The organism is Bacillus sp. ISO11 (genome assembly GCF_003458115.1).
In the GTDB taxonomy this organism is placed as follows: domain Bacteria; phylum Bacillota; class Bacilli; order Bacillales; family Bacillaceae_G; genus Bacillus_A; species Bacillus_A cereus.
Map to the genome: position 1 here is coordinate 40,218 of NZ_QXCO01000007.1, position 16,883 is coordinate 57,100.

A 16,883-nucleotide genomic window follows, 5' to 3' on the forward strand; every position below is an offset into this window, starting at 1 on the left:
AGTCATATCAAGGTTGTAAGCGTATAACATAGGCTGTTTTTGCTATCAAGTTGATAAATTGCAGCTTTTTACAATTTATACTATGATAAAGATATTAACAGAAGATCGTATAAACATGAGGGATGATGAACATGAAATTTACAAAGATTCTTGTCCAAATTGCTGCTCTTTACGTGTTTTATATGGTTGGAACTTGGGTGCAAGAAATGTTAAATATTCCGATTCCAGGAAGTTTGATTGGAATGTTCCTCTTACTTGTTTTACTTAGCCTAAAAGTTCTTCCAGTGAAATGGTTCGATTTAGGAGCAGAAACACTCGTTGCTATTATGCCGTTTTTATTAATTCCGCCAACGCTTGGCCTAATGAATTACGGTGCTTTTTTTATGAGTAAAGGAATTTCTCTTTTCATTACAGTTGTAGCGAGTACATTTTTAATTATTATTGTCGCAGGACATACAGGACAATATCTTGCGAATAGGAAGGAAAGAGAGTCGCGATGAGCCAAATATTAATCGGAATTGGTTGGGTTCTTTTTACGGTGCTATTATATCAATTATCTAAAAAAATCTATAAATTATTTCCAACACCATTCACCATTCCAATGCTTGTAGCAACTGGATTAATGGCTTTCCTATTTATCGTGCTTGATATACCATATCAACATTATATGGAAAGTGGTGGTGGCTGGATTGCAAAGCTACTTGGACCCGGTGTTGTAGCATTTGCAATTCCTCTTTATAAACAACGTCATGTTCTGCAAAAATATGTTGTACCGATTGCTGGCGGGGTATTAGTAGGTACAACAGTTGCAATCGCTAGTGATTTTGCGATTGCTTCACTTATGGGAACGGATAAAAGCTTAATCTTATCGTCATTACCAAAATCGGTGACAATGCCAGTTGCGATGAGTGTTTCTGAACAAGTTGGTGGTGTACCTTCCTTAACAGCAGCTTTCGTTGTTATCGCAGGTATTACTGGAACGATTACAGGCCCACTTTTATTAAAATGGAGCCGTGTTACAAACTCAGTTGGTAAAGGTATCGGATTTGGATGTGCTTCTCATATTATGGGCGTGATGAGAGCAATGAAAAATAATGAGCATGAAGGTGTTATTGGATCGGTAACAATGACATTAACAGCAATTTTGACATGTTTACTTGGACCGTTATTTGCGATGATGTTTATGTAATAGAAGAAAAGCGAGAGCGCCTCTATAGCTCTCGCTTTTCTATAGAATTTATGCTACAGTTACAATAACTGAATCTTTGTAGGAGGTACGCCAAGTGCATACGTTATTATCAGTTTTACTTATTATTGTATCGATTTTAATGATTGTTATGGTACTTATGCAATCTAGTAATAGCTCAGGCCTTTCAGGTGCAATTTCAGGCGGTGCGGAGCAATTATTTGGTAAGCAAAAGGCACGTGGAATTGAAGCGGTATTAAACCGTATTACAATTGTTTTAGCTGTATTGTTCTTTGTATTAACAATTGGTGTTACGTACTTCAATTTATAGAATTGAAAGAAGAAGCGTTAGTGAATGGTACTAATGGTTCTTCTTTTTTTGTTTTGCTATTTGAAAGATGTTTCTAATTAGATTATAGAAATACAAATATGGTACACTAGATATAGAAAGAATACGACTAGATTACAGAAGAGAAAGAGGAGAAATACATGATGAAATTAGCATCTCCGAAACCATTTACATTTGAGGGTGGAGACCGCGCTGTTTTATTACTACATGGATTCACAGGGAACTCAGCTGATGTACGTATGTTAGGGCGTTTCTTAGAAAAGAAAGGCTATACTTGTCATGCGCCAATTTATAAAGGGCACGGTGTACCACCAGAAGAGCTTGTTCATACAGGGCCTACAGATTGGTGGCAAGATGTAACGGAGGCATATCAGCTTTTAAAAGATAAAGGTTTTGAGAAAATTGCTGTTGTTGGATTGTCACTTGGCGGCGTATTTTCTTTAAAATTAGGTTATACAGTACCGGTTTTAGGTGTAGTACCAATGTGTGCACCGATGTATATTAAGAGCGAAGAAACGATGTACCAAGGTATATTGGCATATGCCCGCGAATATAAAAAACGTGAGCAAAAATCACCTGAACAAATTGAACAAGAAATGTTGGAATTCCAAAAGACACCGATGAATACATTAAAAGCATTACAACAATTAATTGCTGACGTACGTAACAATGTGGATATGATTTATGCGCCAACATTTGTTGTACAAGCACGTCATGACGAAATGATTAATACAGATAGTGCTAACATTATTTATAACGGTGTAGAATCTACGTTAAAAGACATTAAATGGTATGAAGACTCTACGCATGTCATTACACTTGATAAACAACGTGACGAGCTACATGAGGATGTATATAACTTCTTGGAGCAACTAGATTGGTAAGATCTAGTTGCCTCTTTTTTTCATAAGGAATTTTTTGTGAAAACTGTAAAAATCATAAGGGGAGTATTGAAGTTTCACTTTATACATCCCCTATCTTTCGGATACACTAAATAATATAAGGTTTTAAAGGAGGTATTTTTGCTTGGAAGAAATCATACAAGAACATATTGATAAGTTGTTATTATTTATGAGAGAAGAAGCGTATAAACCGCTAACGATACAAGAGTTAGAAGAGGCATTTGGAATTGAAGGTTCTGAGGGTTTTAAAGATTTTGTAAAGGCACTTGTAACGATGGAAGAGAAGGGACTTGTTATTCGTACACGTAGCAACCGTTACGGTCTTCCTGAAAAGATGAATTTAGTACGAGGTAAATTAATTGGACATGCACGTGGTTTTGCATTCGTTGTACCAGACGAGAAGAAAACAGGAGACGATGATCTTTTCATCCCGCCTACAGAATTAAACGGTGCACTTCATGGCGATACAGTATTAGCACGCCTTAGTTCTCAATCGAGCGGTTCGCGTCAAGAAGGTTCAATTGTACGCATTTTAGAACGTGGCACGAAAGAGCTAGTTGGTACATATACAGAATCGAAAAACTTTGGATTTGTTATACCTGACAATAAGCGCTGGACGAGTGATATCTTTATCTTGAAAAGCGCATCAATGGGTGCTGTAGAAGGTCATAAAGTAGTTGTGAAAATTACGAGCTATCCAGAGAATCGTTTAAGCGCAGAAGGTGAAGTTATTCAAATTCTAGGTCATAAAAATGATCCAGGAGTAGATATTTTATCTGTCATTCATAAACATCATTTACCTTTAGCATTCCCTGAGGAAGTGATGGAGCATGCAAACAGTGTACCAGAAACGATTTCAGAAGAAGATTTAAAAGATCGCCGCGACCTGCGTGATCAAATGATCGTAACGATTGATGGTGCGGATGCGAAAGACTTAGATGATGCTGTTACAGTAACGAAGCTTGAAAATGGTAACTACAAGCTAGGCGTTTACATTGCGGATGTAAGTCATTACGTTCAAGAAGGCTCTCCAATTGATGTTGAAGCAGCGGAAAGAGCGACAAGTGTGTATCTTGTTGACCGTGTAATCCCGATGATTCCGCATCGTCTATCTAACGGTATTTGCTCATTAAATCCGAAAGTAGACCGTCTGACATTATCTTGTGAAATGGAAATCAACAACTTAGGTGATGTTGTTAAACACGAGATTTTCCAAAGTGTGATTAAAACGACAGAGCGTATGACGTATGCTGACGTAAGAAGCATTTTAGAAGATGAGGACGAAGAGTTAATTAAGCGTTATGAGCCGCTCGTACCGATGTTTAAAGAGATGGGTCAATTGGCACAAATTTTACGTGAAAAACGTATGCGCCGTGGTGCAATTGACTTTGACTTTAAAGAAGCGAAAGTATTAGTAGATGAAGAAGGAAAACCGACTGATGTTGTTATGCGTGATCGTTCTGTTTCAGAGAAGTTAATTGAAGAATTTATGCTTGTTGCGAATGAAACAGTAGCAGAGCACTTCCACTGGATGAACGTACCGTTTATGTACCGTGTCCATGAAGATCCGAAAGAAGATAAGCTTGAGCGTTTCTTCGAGTTTGTAACGAACTTCGGATATGCGGTAAAAGGACGTGCGAATGAAGTGCACCCTCGTGCGCTGCAACAAATTCTTGAAATGGTTCAAGGACAGCCAGAAGAAGTAGTTATTTCAACAGTTATGCTTCGTTCTATGAAGCAAGCTCGTTACGATGCGGATAGTTTAGGACATTTCGGTTTATCAACTGAGTTCTACACACATTTCACATCACCAATTCGTCGTTACCCAGATACAATCGTTCATAGATTAATTCGTGAATACATTATTAATGGTAAAGTCGACAACGAAACGCAAGCAAAATGGCGTGAAAAATTACCTGAGATTGCAGAGCACTCTTCTAATATGGAACGCCGTGCTGTTGAAGCAGAGCGTGAAACAGATGAGATGAAAAAAGCAGAGTATATGGTTGATAAGATCGGTGAAGAGTATGACGGTATGATTAGTTCTGTAACAAACTTCGGTTTATTCGTAGAGCTTCCAAATACAATTGAAGGTCTTGTACACGTTAGCTACTTAACGGATGATTACTACCGTTATGACGAGCAACATTTCGCTATGATCGGAGAACGTACAGGAAACGTATTCCGCATCGGTGACGAAATTACAATTCGCGTTATTAACGTAAACAAAGACGAGCGTGCAATCGACTTTGAAATCGTTGGCATGAAAGGCACACCTCGCCGTAAGTTCAAAGATCGTCCAGTCGTTATCGAGCAGCCAAGAACAGGCAGAAAGAAACGCGGTGGACGTAGCGAGCGCAGTAATGAGCGCGGCGGTGAACGTGGCACAGGTAGAAAATTTGACCGTGGTGGTAAAGGAAAAGGAAGAGGATCTGCATCTGCATCCGCTTCTGCTAGCCAGCCAGGAAAAAAAGATGGTAACGGTAAGAAGAAAAAAGCATTCTTCGAAAACGTACCAGGATTCAAGAAGAAAAAGAAAAAGCGTAAGTAAGAAAAGAGTGGCTTCGCTTTGATGAAAAGCGGGGCCGTTTTCTTTTTTCTTCGTGGCTTGAGAGCGAGCCACTTTCGCTTTTTATATAATCCAGCTACAGTGGCTAGAATGTTCGGCGGCTTCACTTCTTCCCGAGAGGCAAAGAGCGCCTCAAGGTCAGAAGCTCCAGCTACCTCACATTCTGAGCGAGCCACTTTCGCTTTTAATGGAATCCAGCTACAGTGGCTAGAATCTGTTGGCCATTTCACTCCCTCGGACGAAGCAAAAAGCGCTTCTCTGTCGGGAGTTCCAATGTCCAAAGATTCTGAGCGAGCCACTTTCGCTTTTTATTAACATTTGTTACAATAGTAAAAATAGAGGAGGGACGTTATATGCCAAAGGGTACAGGTAAGGTTATTGCACAGAATAAAAAAGCATTTCATGATTATTTCATCGAAGAAACATACGAAGCAGGGCTTGTCCTTCAAGGAACGGAAATTAAGTCGATTCGCGCTGGACGCGTAAACTTGAAAGATGCGTTTGCACGTGTACATAATGGTGAAGTATGGGTTCATAATATGCACATTAATACGTACGAACAAGGGAATCGTTTCAACCATGATCCACTTCGTACGAGAAAATTACTTCTGCATAAAAAAGAAATTGATAAGCTAGCGGGCGCTGCGAAAGAAACAGGTTACGCATTAGTTCCACTTAGAATTTATTTGAAAAATGGATTTGCAAAGATGGCACTTGGTTTAGCAAAAGGTAAAAAGCAATACGATAAACGTCACGATTTAAAAGAGAAAGAAGCTAAACGTGAAATTGCACGCGCGTTCCGTGATCGCCAAAAGATGTAATACAGATATTTACATTTGTAAAATGGAGCGCGTATGTTATAATAACTTATGTAAGATTGTTGCACATTGAAAAACAGCTCTTAGTAGCTATCACGATATTTTCTTCGTATGCTCCATTTTTATCATGGGGACGTTACGGATTCGACAGGGATAGTTCGAGCTTAGGTTGCGAGTCGAGGGGATCGGCCTCGTTAAAACGTCAAAGCCTATAATTGGCAAACAAAACAATCTTTCTTTAGCTGCTTAATTGCACTAAAGGTTCCTCCCTCCATCGTCCATGTGGTAGGGTAAGGGACTCAAACTAAGTGGACTACGCCGGAGTTCGCCGTCTGAGGACAAAGGAAGAGAACAACCAGACTAGCAACTTGGAAGCCTGTCGATAGGCCGAAGAGTTCGCGAAATGCTAATATATCGACTACACTCGTAGAAGCTTAAGTGCCGATATTTTTGGACGTGGGTTCGACTCCCACCGTCTCCACCAATACATATTTGGTGGTTTTTTATTTTGTATAATATGAACCATAATTTTGCCAGGTTGGTGAGGTTATGGTTCTTTTTGTTTGTGGTTTTATAGAATGCTGAAGTTGATGGGACGGTATCCCTGAAAGAGAGAATAAAAAATGGTTATTGATGATAAGCGGGTAGATACTATAGCAGATTGTAAACGCTCAATTGTTAAGTGGTTATTATTTTTTTACTTTATTCGAATCTTCATATGTTTTGTGTTTTTATCCATACCTATTGTAAGATTATATAGAGTTCTCCTAATAAACTGTTTTAATGGATTATTTAGGGGTTTTAAATTTATAAATCTTAAATTATTTTTTCGGGATAATTTTTTTATCTAAATAATTTATATTGAAGTAGAGGTGAACCATCGGTGAAGCAGGTGTTGGTGATTAAAAATGAACGGTCTTCAGCAAAGAAAATCGTAAGCGGTTTAACGCAAGAGGGCCATTTCATTTTAAAACTTCACAATGAAAACCAAGGTTTAAATATAGCATATGAGCAAGATTGGGATATTATCATATTGGATTGGGATTCATTAAGTATATCGGGACCAGAAATTTGTAGACAAATACGACTTGTTAAAACGACACCAATCATTATTGTGACCAACAATATTTCTAGCGAGGATTGCATAGCAGGGTTACAAGCAGGAGCAGATGATTATATTAGAAAACCATTTGTGAAGGAAGAATTAGTAGCGAGAGTTCAAGCTATTTTAAGAAGAAGTGACTATAACCAGCAAAATGAGACAAACTTTTTTCAGTTTAAAGATCTCTTTGTTGATGCATCTAGCAATATTGTGAAAAAAGGTGGCAAAAATCTCTCGCTTACGAAGCGCGAGTACGATTTACTTGTATTTTTAATTAAGAATAAAAATACGATATTAAGCCGTGAAATGCTTTTGAATCAAGTTTGGGGATATGACGTAGTAGTAAATCCGAATGTAGTAGACTTATATATTGGGTATGTAAGAAAAAAGCTAAAGTGCGAGAAGAAAGATAGATATATTCAAACGATACATGGCAGAGGCTATTCAATGGTTGAATGATAAAAATAAGATAATAAAGTAGTTTCTGTGAAATATTAGCTATTACTGCGCGTATTTTGTAAGGGAAGGTCTCTGTCCCGTATTTGTTGAGAAAGTATTTAATGAAGGTTAATCAACAGTCCTGACCGCACATATTACTTTTTATGCTTGATTTTATGAATTCATACGATTCACAAGATTTTCACAGAATTAATGACTATACTAATTAACAGGATGTTCAAATGAAAATGATTATCAATAGCGATTCAATTGAATAAAAGTTATCTTCTAATTCAATCTATGGATGTCATCATTTTCGAAATAAATCACACTATAAGGAGTATACATATGAAAAAATCTATGCTTTTAAAATTAGTGAGTATTCTAGCAATTTTTACTTTAATGTTAGTGGCTTGCTCAGATTCAAGTAAAGAAACTTCGAAGGCTAATAATAAAGATAATGGTAGTGATAAGCCAAAAACGGTTGAAATCACTGATGCTCATGGAACTGTTAAAGTACCTGTAAACCCAAAGAATGTAGTTGCTTTGGATAACAGAACTTTTGAAACTTTATCTGATTGGGGAATTAAATTAGCGGCTGCTCCAAAGGATATCATGCCTGCTGATTCAGCATATAAAAAGGATGAAAAAGTTCAAAATATTGGGAATCACCGTGAACCAAATCTAGAAATTATTGCAGCGGCAAACCCTGATCTTGTAATCGTTGGTCAAAGATTTGCTGATCATTATGAAGAAATCAAAAAATTAGTGCCAAATGCAGCTGTTATTGATCTTAATTTTGATGTTTCTGAGAAGGCTACTAAGCCTGGAGAAAACTTAGTAAAAGGACTTAAAGATTCTACAACTACTTTAGGTAAAATCTTTGCTAAAGATAAAGAAGCTAAACAATTAGTAGCTGATTTCGATAAATCTATTGAAAAGGCAAAATCTGCTTATAACGGAAAAGATAAAGTTATGAGTGTTATCGTTACTGGTGGAAATATTGGCTTTGCTGCGCCGCACTCTGGTCGCGTTTGGGGACCTATGTATGAAATTTTCGGTTGGACTCCAGCATTAGAAGTTTCGAATTCTACTGCAGGTCATAAAGGTGATGATGTTTCTGTTGAAGCTATCGCACAAACAAATCCTGATTGGCTTTTCGTATTAGATCGTGATGCTGCAACATCTGATGCAGCTAAGTCAACACCTGCTAAGGATGTTATTTCTAAATCACCTGCTCTTCAAAACACAACTGCTGTTTCTAAAAAACAAGTTATTTATGCACCAGAAGATACTTACACAAATGAATCAATTCAAACTTATATAGAGTTATTTGGAAATATGGCAAAAACTTTAGCTAAGTAGTATAAAGGGGTACGAAACAGTGTCAAAAAATATGATTTCTAGGGTTGAGAATATTTCTCAACCCCAGTTTTATAATCAAAATAAAATATGGACAAAACCTTTTATAATAGCAGTTATAGTTGTTATAATTTTAGGGATTATATCACTGTTTACTGGAGTTTATGATATACGTGGACAAGAGGACGGAATGGAGATGTTTTTCATCACTCGTGTTCCGAGAACAGTTGCATTAATGCTTACTGGAGCTGCGATGGCAATGGCAGGGCTCGTCATGCAACTCATTACACAGAATCGTTTTGTTGAACCTACTACAACGGGGACGATTGAATGGTCAGGCTTAGGCCTGCTTTTTGTGTATTTACTATTTCCTGCCCCGACTTTAGTTCAAAGAATGACTGGTGCAATCATTTTTTCTTTTATAGGAACTATGATTTTCTTTTTATTTTTAAGAAGAGTTAAGCTTCGTTCGTCTTTAATTGTCCCGATTATTGGATTGATGCTTGGAGCAGTTATTTCTGCAGTGTCTACTTTTTTAGGACTCCTTTTTCAAAAGACGCAAAGTATTGAAACTTGGTTTGTCGGTTCATTTGCTAACGTTCAGGTCGGAAGATATGAATATTTATGGCTGATTGTTATCATTACTTTTCTTATTTTTATGTATGCTAACAGATTGACTTTAGCTGGACTAGGAGAAGATGTCGCAACAAGTCTTGGAGTTAATTACAATAGAATTGTTCTTTTTGGGACTGCTCTTATCTCGGTTGCAGTTGGAATTGTTGCAGCTGTTATTGGACACTTACCTTTCTTGGGATTAATTGTGCCAAATATCGTTTCAATGTTTAGAGGTGATGACCTTAGGAGTAATTTACCTTGGGTTTGTGTGATCGGAATGGGTGCAATAACTGCCTGTGACATCATTTCTCGAACAATTATACAGCCTTTTGAAGTACCTGTTTCTTTAATACTTGCAACAGTGGGAGCAGTCGTGTTTATTACTATTTTATTGAGAAAAAGAAAACCAAGGAGGCTGCGATGATCACATTAGATTATAGAAATAAAGAAAATGTTGAAGTCGATTCTAGCCTTCATAATGAAAGTAGATCAGCTAGTGCTTTTCGTTCTAAGAAGGAAGCAAGGCGTTATTGGATTTTACTGATCACATTGATTACTTTAGGCCTTCTTTCTTCATATGGACTTTTAGTTTATAACAATCCAGTTCCGATAGATTCACCTTCTTTTATCCCAGTTGTTAAGAGAAGGATAGTAGCTATTGTTGCAATGATTATCGCTGCAGTTTGCCATAGCTTGTCGACAGTTGCTTTCCAATCTATTACGAATAACAAAATTATTACTCCATCGCTTTTAGGTTTTGAATCACTTTATTCAGCAATTCAAACGAGTACAATATTCTTCTTTGGTGCTAGTGCATTAATAAATTTTAATGGAATTGGCTCATTTTTATTCCAAGTTGTTGTTATGGTCTTCATGAGTTTGATACTTTATGGATGGTTACTTTCCGGCAAATACGGGAATTTACAACTTATGCTTTTAGTTGGAATTATTATTGGTACCGGGCTAAATTCTGTGTCAACTTTCATGAGAAAACTACTTGCGCCTTCAGAATTTGATATTTTACAAGCAAGATTATTTGGTTCTGTTAATCATGCAGATCCTGCATATTTCCCTATTGTAATTCCTATGATCATAATTGTAGCAGTATTAATTTTTGCTCATTCTAAGAATTTGAATGTTTTGTCACTAGGAAAGGATGTTGCTACTTCTTTTGGAGTTAAATATCAACCTAGTGTAATTTATACGCTTGTATTAGTAGCTATTTTGATGTCTATTTCAACAGCTCTAATTGGGCCACTTACTTTCTACGGCTTTTTAGTAGCAACTTTGAGTTATCAGGCGGCGTCAACTTATGATCATAGATATATTTTCCCAATGGCTTTTGCTATAGGATTTTTAATAATGACGAGCGCATACTTTTTAATGTATCATGTATTCCATGCTCAAGGTGTAGTTTCAGTTATTATTGAATTATTTGGTGGAATTATATTCTTAACTATAGTTTTAAGGAAGAGGGCTTTATGATAAAAATTGATAATGTTAAAAAGTTCTATACTGATAAGGTAAAAATAGGACCTTTGGATATTGAAATACCAAAAGCAGGCTTTACTTCTTTAATTGGACCAAATGGCGCTGGAAAGTCCACGACACTTTTGATGATTGGCAGACTTTTAGATATGGATGAAGGCCAAATTCAGGTAGCAAATATGGATGTTTCTGAATCCAAATCAAAAGACTTAGCAAAAGTTTTGACTATATTGCGACAAGAAAATCATTTTGTAACTAGGCTTACAGTTAGACAATTAGTTGGATTTGGGCGCTTTCCTTATTCAAAGGGAAGATTGACTAAAGAAGATGAGGTTATCATTTCTAAATATATCGATTTCTTAGATTTAACTAGTTTAGAGAATAGATATTTAGATGAGCTTTCTGGTGGTCAAAGACAAAGGGCATATGTAGCGATGGTATTGTGCCAAGAGACGGAATATGTACTTTTGGACGAACCTCTGAACAACCTTGATGTTGCTCGTTCTGTTCAAATGATGGAGCATTTGAGACGTGCAGCTAATGAATTTGGACGAACAATTTTGACTGTCATGCATGACATAAATTTTGCAGCTAAATACTCGGATAAAATTTGTGCTATGAAAGATGGACAAATTGCTGCTTTTGGAACAGTAGAAGAAGTTATGGACCCAACACTTTTGACAGATATTTTTGAAACAAAAATAGAGATTATTAATGGTCCTTATGGGCCGATCGCAGTTTATTAGTTATAAAATGTCTTGCGTAGATTATGCAAGACACTTTAGTTGAAGTTGCTGTCTATATTTTATAGGCAGCAGCTTTTTTTATGTGATTACTCATAAAATGCAAAAGAATGCTTCACCTTTTCAAGTATGTACCAAACGAAAAAATATCTCTGTATAATTTTTCAAAAGAATTCAGCTTGTTTTTTGTATATGTAATATTGCATATCAGAGTGTATTGATAAAAGTGTAAGGGGTCACTATAATGAGGGCATAAAGATAAATCATATTTTCGTAGCAATAAAAAGGAGGAAATAATATGGAAATCGCAATGGCAGTTTTAAAATTTGTAGGTGGCGTAATCCCGTTAATTCAAGAACTTTTAAAAGCATTTATGTAAATTTATTAGTTAGCTATCATTTATCAATCATTATCATATTTTACTAAAAAAAGAACGGGGTGATTTTTCTGAATATTAAGAAAAACACTAAAAGAAGAAAGTTCCTTACATGTTTATTAGTTAGTCTATGCACTATTAATTATTCATCTATTTCCTTCGCAGAAACACAAGCAAGTAATGTAACTGATGTAACCAAAAATGCTAGTGGCATTGATACTGGTATAGCAAATCTTAAATATAATAATCAAGAGGTTTTAGCTGTAAATGGTGATAAAGTAGAGAGTTTTGTTCCGAAAGAAAGTATCAATTCAAATGGTAAATTTGTAGTAGTGGAACGGGAAAAAAAATCACTTACAACGTCACCAGTCGATATTTCAATTATTGATTCTGTAGTGAATCGCACGTATCCAGGAGCTGTACAACTTGCAAATAAAGCTTTTGCAGACAATCAACCAAGTTTATTAGTGGCTAAGAGAAAGCCTTTGAATATTAGTATAGACTTACCTGGCATGAGAAAAGAAAATACAATCACTGTCCAAAATCCGACATATGGTAATGTAGCTGGAGCAGTAGACGATTTAGTATCTACTTGGAATGAAAAGTATTCTACAACACATACGTTGCCTGCAAGAATGCAGTATACGGAATCTATGGTTTATAGTAAATCACAAATCGCAAGTGCTCTTAATGTTAACGCTAAATATCTTGATAACAGTCTAAACATTGATTTTAATGCGGTTGCAAACGGAGAGAAAAAAGTGATGGTTGCCGCATATAAGCAAATATTTTATACGGTAAGTGCTGAACTACCTAACAATCCATCCGACCTTTTTGATAATAGTGTTACTTTTGATGAGTTAACTCGAAAAGGCGTAAGTAATTCGGCTCCACCTGTTATGGTTTCAAATGTAGCTTATGGTAGAACGATTTATGTAAAATTAGAAACAACATCTAAGAGCAAAGATGTACAAGCTGCTTTTAAAGCCTTACTTAAGGATAACAGCGTTGAAACAAGTGGACAGTATAAAGATATTTTTGAAGAAAGTACCTTTACTGCTGTAGTATTAGGCGGAGATGCGAAAGAGCATAACAAGGTTGTTACTAAAGATTTCAATGAAATCCGAAATATCATTAAAGATAATGCTGAATTAAGTCTTAAAAATCCAGCATACCCAATTTCATATACAAGTACTTTCTTAAAAGATAATGCAACTGCTGCTGTTCATAACAATACAGATTATATTGAGACGACAACTACAGAATATTCAAGTGCTAAAATGACACTTGATCATTACGGTGCTTACGTTGCTCAATTTGATGTATCTTGGGATGAATTCACATTTGACCAAAAGGGTAACGAAGTATTAACACATAAAACATGGGATGGTAGCGGAAAAGACAAAACGGCTCATTACTCTACAGTTATCCCACTCCCACCAAATTCAAAAAATATAAAAATTGTAGCAAGAGAATGTACAGGTCTTGCATGGGAATGGTGGAGAACAATTATTAATGAACAAAATGTTCCATTAACAAATGAAATAAAAGTTTCAATTGGAGGAACAACATTATACCCAACAGCTAGTATTAGTCATTAAGTATAAAAAAGCGCCCTATAAGTAGGGCGCTTTTTACTCTTTCCAAAATTGTTCTAATAGAATGACAAGTATGGTACCCACAAGTAAGCCATTACTTAAAACATATTGTAAGGAAGAAGTAATACCGCTAAATGCACTTTCTGGAAGAAACATTATTCCTAAACTGATTAGTAATGAAATTCCTAATATAGTTAATCGGCGTTGATTTACTTCTTCGCGTAAAATGGATTGAAATGAAATTCCTATTACTTGGACAAGTGTTGCTAAAAGTGCAGCATTAGCAATAGGTCCTGGTAGCAAGGATATAAAGTTTACAATTGAGGGAATAAAAGAAATTCCTGTTAATATAAGACTTGCTATAAGGAACGACTTTACTTTTCTTTGTCCTGTTAGTTGGATAAATCCTGCTGATGCAGGTAATGGTACAATTCCAATTGTAGAGAACAACGACGAGATAATATGTGATATACCTCCGACCCATACACCACGGTTCAGTGTTTGCCTTTCATTTTCTTTAGATAATGGGGCTACTTGTTTTACAGCCGAAATAGCAGCGATTGTATTTGCAACTAAAAGAAATGTAAATAAAGTTGCAGTTAGAGTCATTCCAATATCGAATCTAGGTGTGCCCCAAGCAAATATTTCTGGTAACTTAACTAGCGTTGTGTGCGAAGGCATATGAGATGATTTTCCTAATACTGCATATAAAAGCCAACCGCATGAAATTCCAAGTAATACAGCGTAACTTTTCATCCACCCTTTCCCTTTAATTGATAAGAAAGTAATAAGGGCAAAAATAAAGAGAGCAATAGTAGCTGTTGTATAGTCAGGATGAGTTGCAGATCCTTGTAATCCCATCATTCCTTTTAGTAACACACCACTAAGCTGAAGTGCTAAGATTAAAAGAAAAGTTCCTGTAACTAAAGGGGTAAATAAACGTAAGATTCGATGAACAAGCCCTGTTATACCAAGAATGAAGAGTAATATGCCTGAAATAATTAATCCACCTTCTAAAAGTTGCAACACGTCTTTTGCACTTTGTCCCTGATGCATAGCGACTTGCCCCAATATGACAAATATACTTACCCATGAACCGGCTGGCCCATCCGCAATGGGATAGCGATGCCCAAACCATGATTGTATAAATGAACTTACTCCTACAACTAAAAAAGTTCGCTGCATTAATGTTGAGACATCTTCTATTGGTAAATGAAATATACCACCAATAATTATAGGTAATGCAATTGCATTTGCTAATAGAAACACAAACCATTGTAGAATATTAAAGCTCGTATCAAAGTATTTTTTATTCATATTATTCTCCTTTGCCGAAAAAAGAATTTCATAGTAAAAATCCATCCTTTCTACACAGTTAGATTAAAAAGGATGGATTTTGTAAATCTATAAAATTAATTTAATTATATAGATAGATTTTAAATTAATTACCATGCACGGAATGGTAAGAATTTACCGTTAAGTGTAATCACGATACGAGGATCGCCACCTTTTGGATCTTCTTGTGTATCTACACCCAAGTTGAAGTTAATTGCACTCATTACACCTTCGCCAGCTTTTTCTAAGATTAATTCTCTAATAGTTGGTGCATATTGTAACATCATTTCATATAAACGATATGCAATCGGGTCCGTAGGAGGCATTTCCATTATTTGGCCACGAAGTGGAACTACTGTTAATGCTTGAACTACTTCTTCATCTAATTCTAATAGTTTACCGATTTTTTCTGCTTCTGGACGTGTCATTGTAGCTTGTCCTAATAATGCTGTTACAACCCAAGTCTCAGAATTTTCACTTACTTTTGCAATTTCTGCCCAAGTTAACCCTTTTTTAATTTTTGCCGCTAGAATTTTTTGCGTAGCTTCTTGTCTATTCATATCTAATACTTGTTTTTTCATATCTCATAACTTCCTTTCATATACGTGATAATTATTATTTTGTTTCACTATTTAACGCTTTATAGCCATCAACTACTACATCTAATTTACCTGTGTGAGGGTCAATAACTAAACCATGTACAGGAACATCTTTTGGGATAAGTGGATGATTTCTTACTAAATCAACATTAGCTTGCGTTGAGTCGCAAACATCATTAAATCCGAATAACCATTTTTCAAGATCAATACCAGCATATTCAATCGCTGATAAAATTTCTGGTGAAACTACTCCGCGATCTAATATTTTTTGAAGTGTTCCTTTTGGATTCGTTTGGCTCGCGCCACATCTATGGTGTCCAATAAGGAAAATCTCATCTGCATTTAAATCGTATACTGACGCTACAACACTTTGCATAACACTATCAAAAGCAGAAGCAATTTTACCACCTGCATTTCTGATAACTTTTGCATCACCATCGTGTATATCTAAAGCTTTTGGAAGTAGCTCAATTAAACGAGCATCCATGCAAGAAACAACAACCATACGTTTTTTAGGCATCTTTGTCGCTTCACGATGAGCGTATTCCTTATTTTCTACAAAGTGTTCATTGAACGCTATAATTTCTTGTAATAACATATTTGTAACCTCCTTTAAATCTAGATGTATTTTTTTGTTGTGTCCTCTGTGTTATAAGTAAATATAGCTGATAAATAATGTGATGTAAGAGGATAAACTAAGTATAGTGAATTGTATCGATAAGCAGAATAAGTTGGCGAAACACTTTCGGGCTTTCTACTTTCACGGTGAAAGGATTGGTTTATATCATTGATCAAACAGATTTTGAGATACTGAAATTATTAGGAGAAAACTCAAGAATACAATGGAAAGAACTTGGTCAAAAAATACATATGACGGGGCAAGCTGTAGGAAATCGAATTCGAAGATTAGAGGATTTAGGGATTATTGAACAGTATACAATTGCAATAAACCGAATTAAATTAGGGCAAGTAGTGACTGCATTTGTTACTTTGTTCGTAACAACAGCCAATCACCAAGAGTTTATGAATTTCTTTCAAGGAGAAGAAGGGGTTTCTGAAGTACACCGTATAAGTGGTGAGGGGTGTTATTTATTAAAAACACATTTTGCTTCCAATGAAGACTTAGATAACTTTCTAGGACGACTATTAAAATACGGGAATTATCGTGTTAACTTATCAATAGGAAAGTTGAAATAAGGTTTCTTTTCCTTGGAGGGGATGATAATATCAGTTGTTAAACTTTATTTGTATAGATGGAATGAAGTCTTTTAATTTTTATCTTAAATAGTCAGAGCCTTACTACAATTTATGCGTAGTAAGGCTTTTTAAAGTTTTCATATTTAACAATCAAGCTGAAGTGTTGAGGGTGGATATGAGATGATTTTTTAAAGAGAATCATAAAT

16 protein-coding genes and 1 other RNA gene are annotated in these 16,883 nt (G+C 35.8%); 14 read left to right on the plus strand and 3 right to left on the minus strand.

Going from position 1 to position 16,883, the window contains the following annotated elements; translation table 11 throughout:
* The first annotated feature begins 131 nt into the window (after window positions 1-131).
* From D1166_RS09330 to alo, 13 genes are all read left to right on the plus strand, one after another.
* Window positions 132-500: a CidA/LrgA family holin-like protein gene (locus D1166_RS09330; RefSeq protein WP_000673222.1), complete on the plus strand. Its 369-nt coding sequence runs from the start codon at window positions 132-134 to the stop codon at window positions 498-500.
* Window positions 497-1,189: an LrgB family protein gene (locus D1166_RS09335; RefSeq protein WP_000078304.1), complete on the plus strand. Its 693-nt coding sequence runs from the start codon at window positions 497-499 to the stop codon at window positions 1,187-1,189. The genes D1166_RS09330 and D1166_RS09335 overlap by 4 nt, the downstream gene beginning before the upstream one ends.
* 94 nt (window positions 1,190-1,283) lie before the next feature.
* Window positions 1,284-1,517: a preprotein translocase subunit SecG gene (gene secG, locus D1166_RS09340; RefSeq protein WP_000557264.1), complete on the plus strand. Its 234-nt coding sequence runs from the start codon at window positions 1,284-1,286 to the stop codon at window positions 1,515-1,517.
* A 161-nt stretch (window positions 1,518-1,678) separates the two neighbouring features.
* Window positions 1,679-2,419, plus strand: a complete 741-nt coding sequence (gene estA / locus D1166_RS09345; RefSeq protein ID WP_000761986.1) for a carboxylesterase — start codon at window positions 1,679-1,681, stop codon at window positions 2,417-2,419.
* 142 nt (window positions 2,420-2,561) lie between these two features.
* Window positions 2,562-4,988, plus strand: a complete 2,427-nt coding sequence (rnr, locus tag D1166_RS09350) for a ribonuclease R (RefSeq protein WP_118043289.1) — start codon at window positions 2,562-2,564, stop codon at window positions 4,986-4,988.
* Between the two features lie 371 nt (window positions 4,989-5,359).
* Window positions 5,360-5,827: an SsrA-binding protein gene (gene smpB, locus D1166_RS09360; RefSeq protein WP_001123919.1), complete on the plus strand. Its 468-nt coding sequence runs from the start codon at window positions 5,360-5,362 to the stop codon at window positions 5,825-5,827.
* Window positions 5,828-5,953: 126 nt separating this feature from the next.
* Window positions 5,954-6,308: a transfer-messenger RNA gene (gene ssrA / locus D1166_RS09365) on the plus strand.
* A 399-nt stretch (window positions 6,309-6,707) separates the two neighbouring features.
* Window positions 6,708-7,385 (plus strand): response regulator transcription factor, encoded by a 678-nt coding sequence (locus tag D1166_RS09370; RefSeq protein WP_000815809.1) that lies wholly within the window; start codon window positions 6,708-6,710, stop codon window positions 7,383-7,385.
* 327 nt (window positions 7,386-7,712) lie between these two features.
* Window positions 7,713-8,729: a siderophore ABC transporter substrate-binding protein gene (locus D1166_RS09375; RefSeq protein WP_025709808.1), complete on the plus strand. Its 1,017-nt coding sequence runs from the start codon at window positions 7,713-7,715 to the stop codon at window positions 8,727-8,729.
* A gap of 19 nt (window positions 8,730-8,748) precedes the next feature.
* A complete protein-coding gene (locus D1166_RS09380) occupies window positions 8,749-9,765 on the plus strand; it encodes an ABC transporter permease (RefSeq protein WP_098283680.1) in 1,017 nt (338 codons plus the stop codon).
* On the plus strand, window positions 9,762-10,826 hold the full coding sequence (locus D1166_RS09385) for an iron chelate uptake ABC transporter family permease subunit (protein WP_098022362.1): 1,065 nt from the start codon (window positions 9,762-9,764) through the stop codon (window positions 10,824-10,826). Before D1166_RS09380 ends, D1166_RS09385 begins: the two co-directional genes overlap by 4 nt.
* A complete protein-coding gene (locus D1166_RS09390) occupies window positions 10,823-11,575 on the plus strand; it encodes an iron ABC transporter ATP-binding protein (RefSeq protein ID WP_000590070.1) in 753 nt (250 codons plus the stop codon). Before D1166_RS09385 ends, D1166_RS09390 begins: the two co-directional genes overlap by 4 nt.
* A gap of 435 nt (window positions 11,576-12,010) precedes the next feature.
* Entirely contained in the window at window positions 12,011-13,549 is a 1,539-nt protein-coding gene (alo, locus tag D1166_RS09395; RefSeq protein WP_098283681.1) for an anthrolysin O/cereolysin O family cholesterol-dependent cytolysin Alo, read from the plus strand.
* Between the two features lie 33 nt (window positions 13,550-13,582).
* On the opposite strand, the gene D1166_RS09400 is transcribed toward alo, so the two are convergent.
* The 3 genes from D1166_RS09400 to D1166_RS09410 form a co-directional block, all read right to left on the minus strand.
* Window positions 13,583-14,863 carry a purine/pyrimidine permease gene (locus D1166_RS09400; protein WP_118043290.1) on the minus strand — a complete coding sequence of 427 codons (1,281 nt, stop codon included), beginning with the start codon at window positions 14,861-14,863 and terminating at the stop codon, window positions 13,583-13,585.
* Window positions 14,864-14,991: 128 nt separating this feature from the next.
* Window positions 14,992-15,441: a cyanase gene (cynS, locus tag D1166_RS09405; protein WP_048568717.1), complete on the minus strand. Its 450-nt coding sequence runs from the start codon at window positions 15,439-15,441 to the stop codon at window positions 14,992-14,994.
* A gap of 55 nt (window positions 15,442-15,496) precedes the next feature.
* Window positions 15,497-16,078, minus strand: coding sequence for a beta-class carbonic anhydrase (locus D1166_RS09410; protein WP_048568711.1), 582 nt, complete (start codon window positions 16,076-16,078; stop codon window positions 15,497-15,499).
* Between the two features lie 167 nt (window positions 16,079-16,245).
* Here D1166_RS09410 and D1166_RS09415 point away from each other — a divergent pair, with 167 nt between their 5' ends.
* Window positions 16,246-16,677, plus strand: a complete 432-nt coding sequence (locus D1166_RS09415) for an Lrp/AsnC family transcriptional regulator (RefSeq protein WP_025709812.1) — start codon at window positions 16,246-16,248, stop codon at window positions 16,675-16,677.
* Window positions 16,678-16,883 lie beyond the last annotated feature (206 nt).

Coding starts and splice junctions, on each gene's coding strand:
- D1166_RS09330 (WP_000673222.1), top strand. CDS start 132: ATGAAATTTACAAAGATTCTTGTCCAAATTGCTGCTCTTTACGTGTTT.
- D1166_RS09335 (WP_000078304.1), top strand. CDS start 497: ATGAGCCAAATATTAATCGGAATTGGTTGGGTTCTTTTTACGGTGCTA.
- estA (WP_000761986.1), top strand. CDS start 1,679: ATGAAATTAGCATCTCCGAAACCATTTACATTTGAGGGTGGAGACCGC.
- smpB (WP_001123919.1), top strand. CDS start 5,360: ATGCCAAAGGGTACAGGTAAGGTTATTGCACAGAATAAAAAAGCATTT.
- D1166_RS09375 (WP_025709808.1), top strand. CDS start 7,713: ATGAAAAAATCTATGCTTTTAAAATTAGTGAGTATTCTAGCAATTTTT.
- D1166_RS09385 (WP_098022362.1), top strand. CDS start 9,762: ATGATCACATTAGATTATAGAAATAAAGAAAATGTTGAAGTCGATTCT.
- D1166_RS09390 (WP_000590070.1), top strand. CDS start 10,823: ATGATAAAAATTGATAATGTTAAAAAGTTCTATACTGATAAGGTAAAA.
- D1166_RS09400 (WP_118043290.1), bottom strand. CDS start 14,863: ATGAATAAAAAATACTTTGATACGAGCTTTAATATTCTACAATGGTTT.
- cynS (WP_048568717.1), bottom strand. CDS start 15,441: ATGAATAGACAAGAAGCTACGCAAAAAATTCTAGCGGCAAAAATTAAA.
- D1166_RS09410 (WP_048568711.1), bottom strand. CDS start 16,078: ATGTTATTACAAGAAATTATAGCGTTCAATGAACACTTTGTAGAAAAT.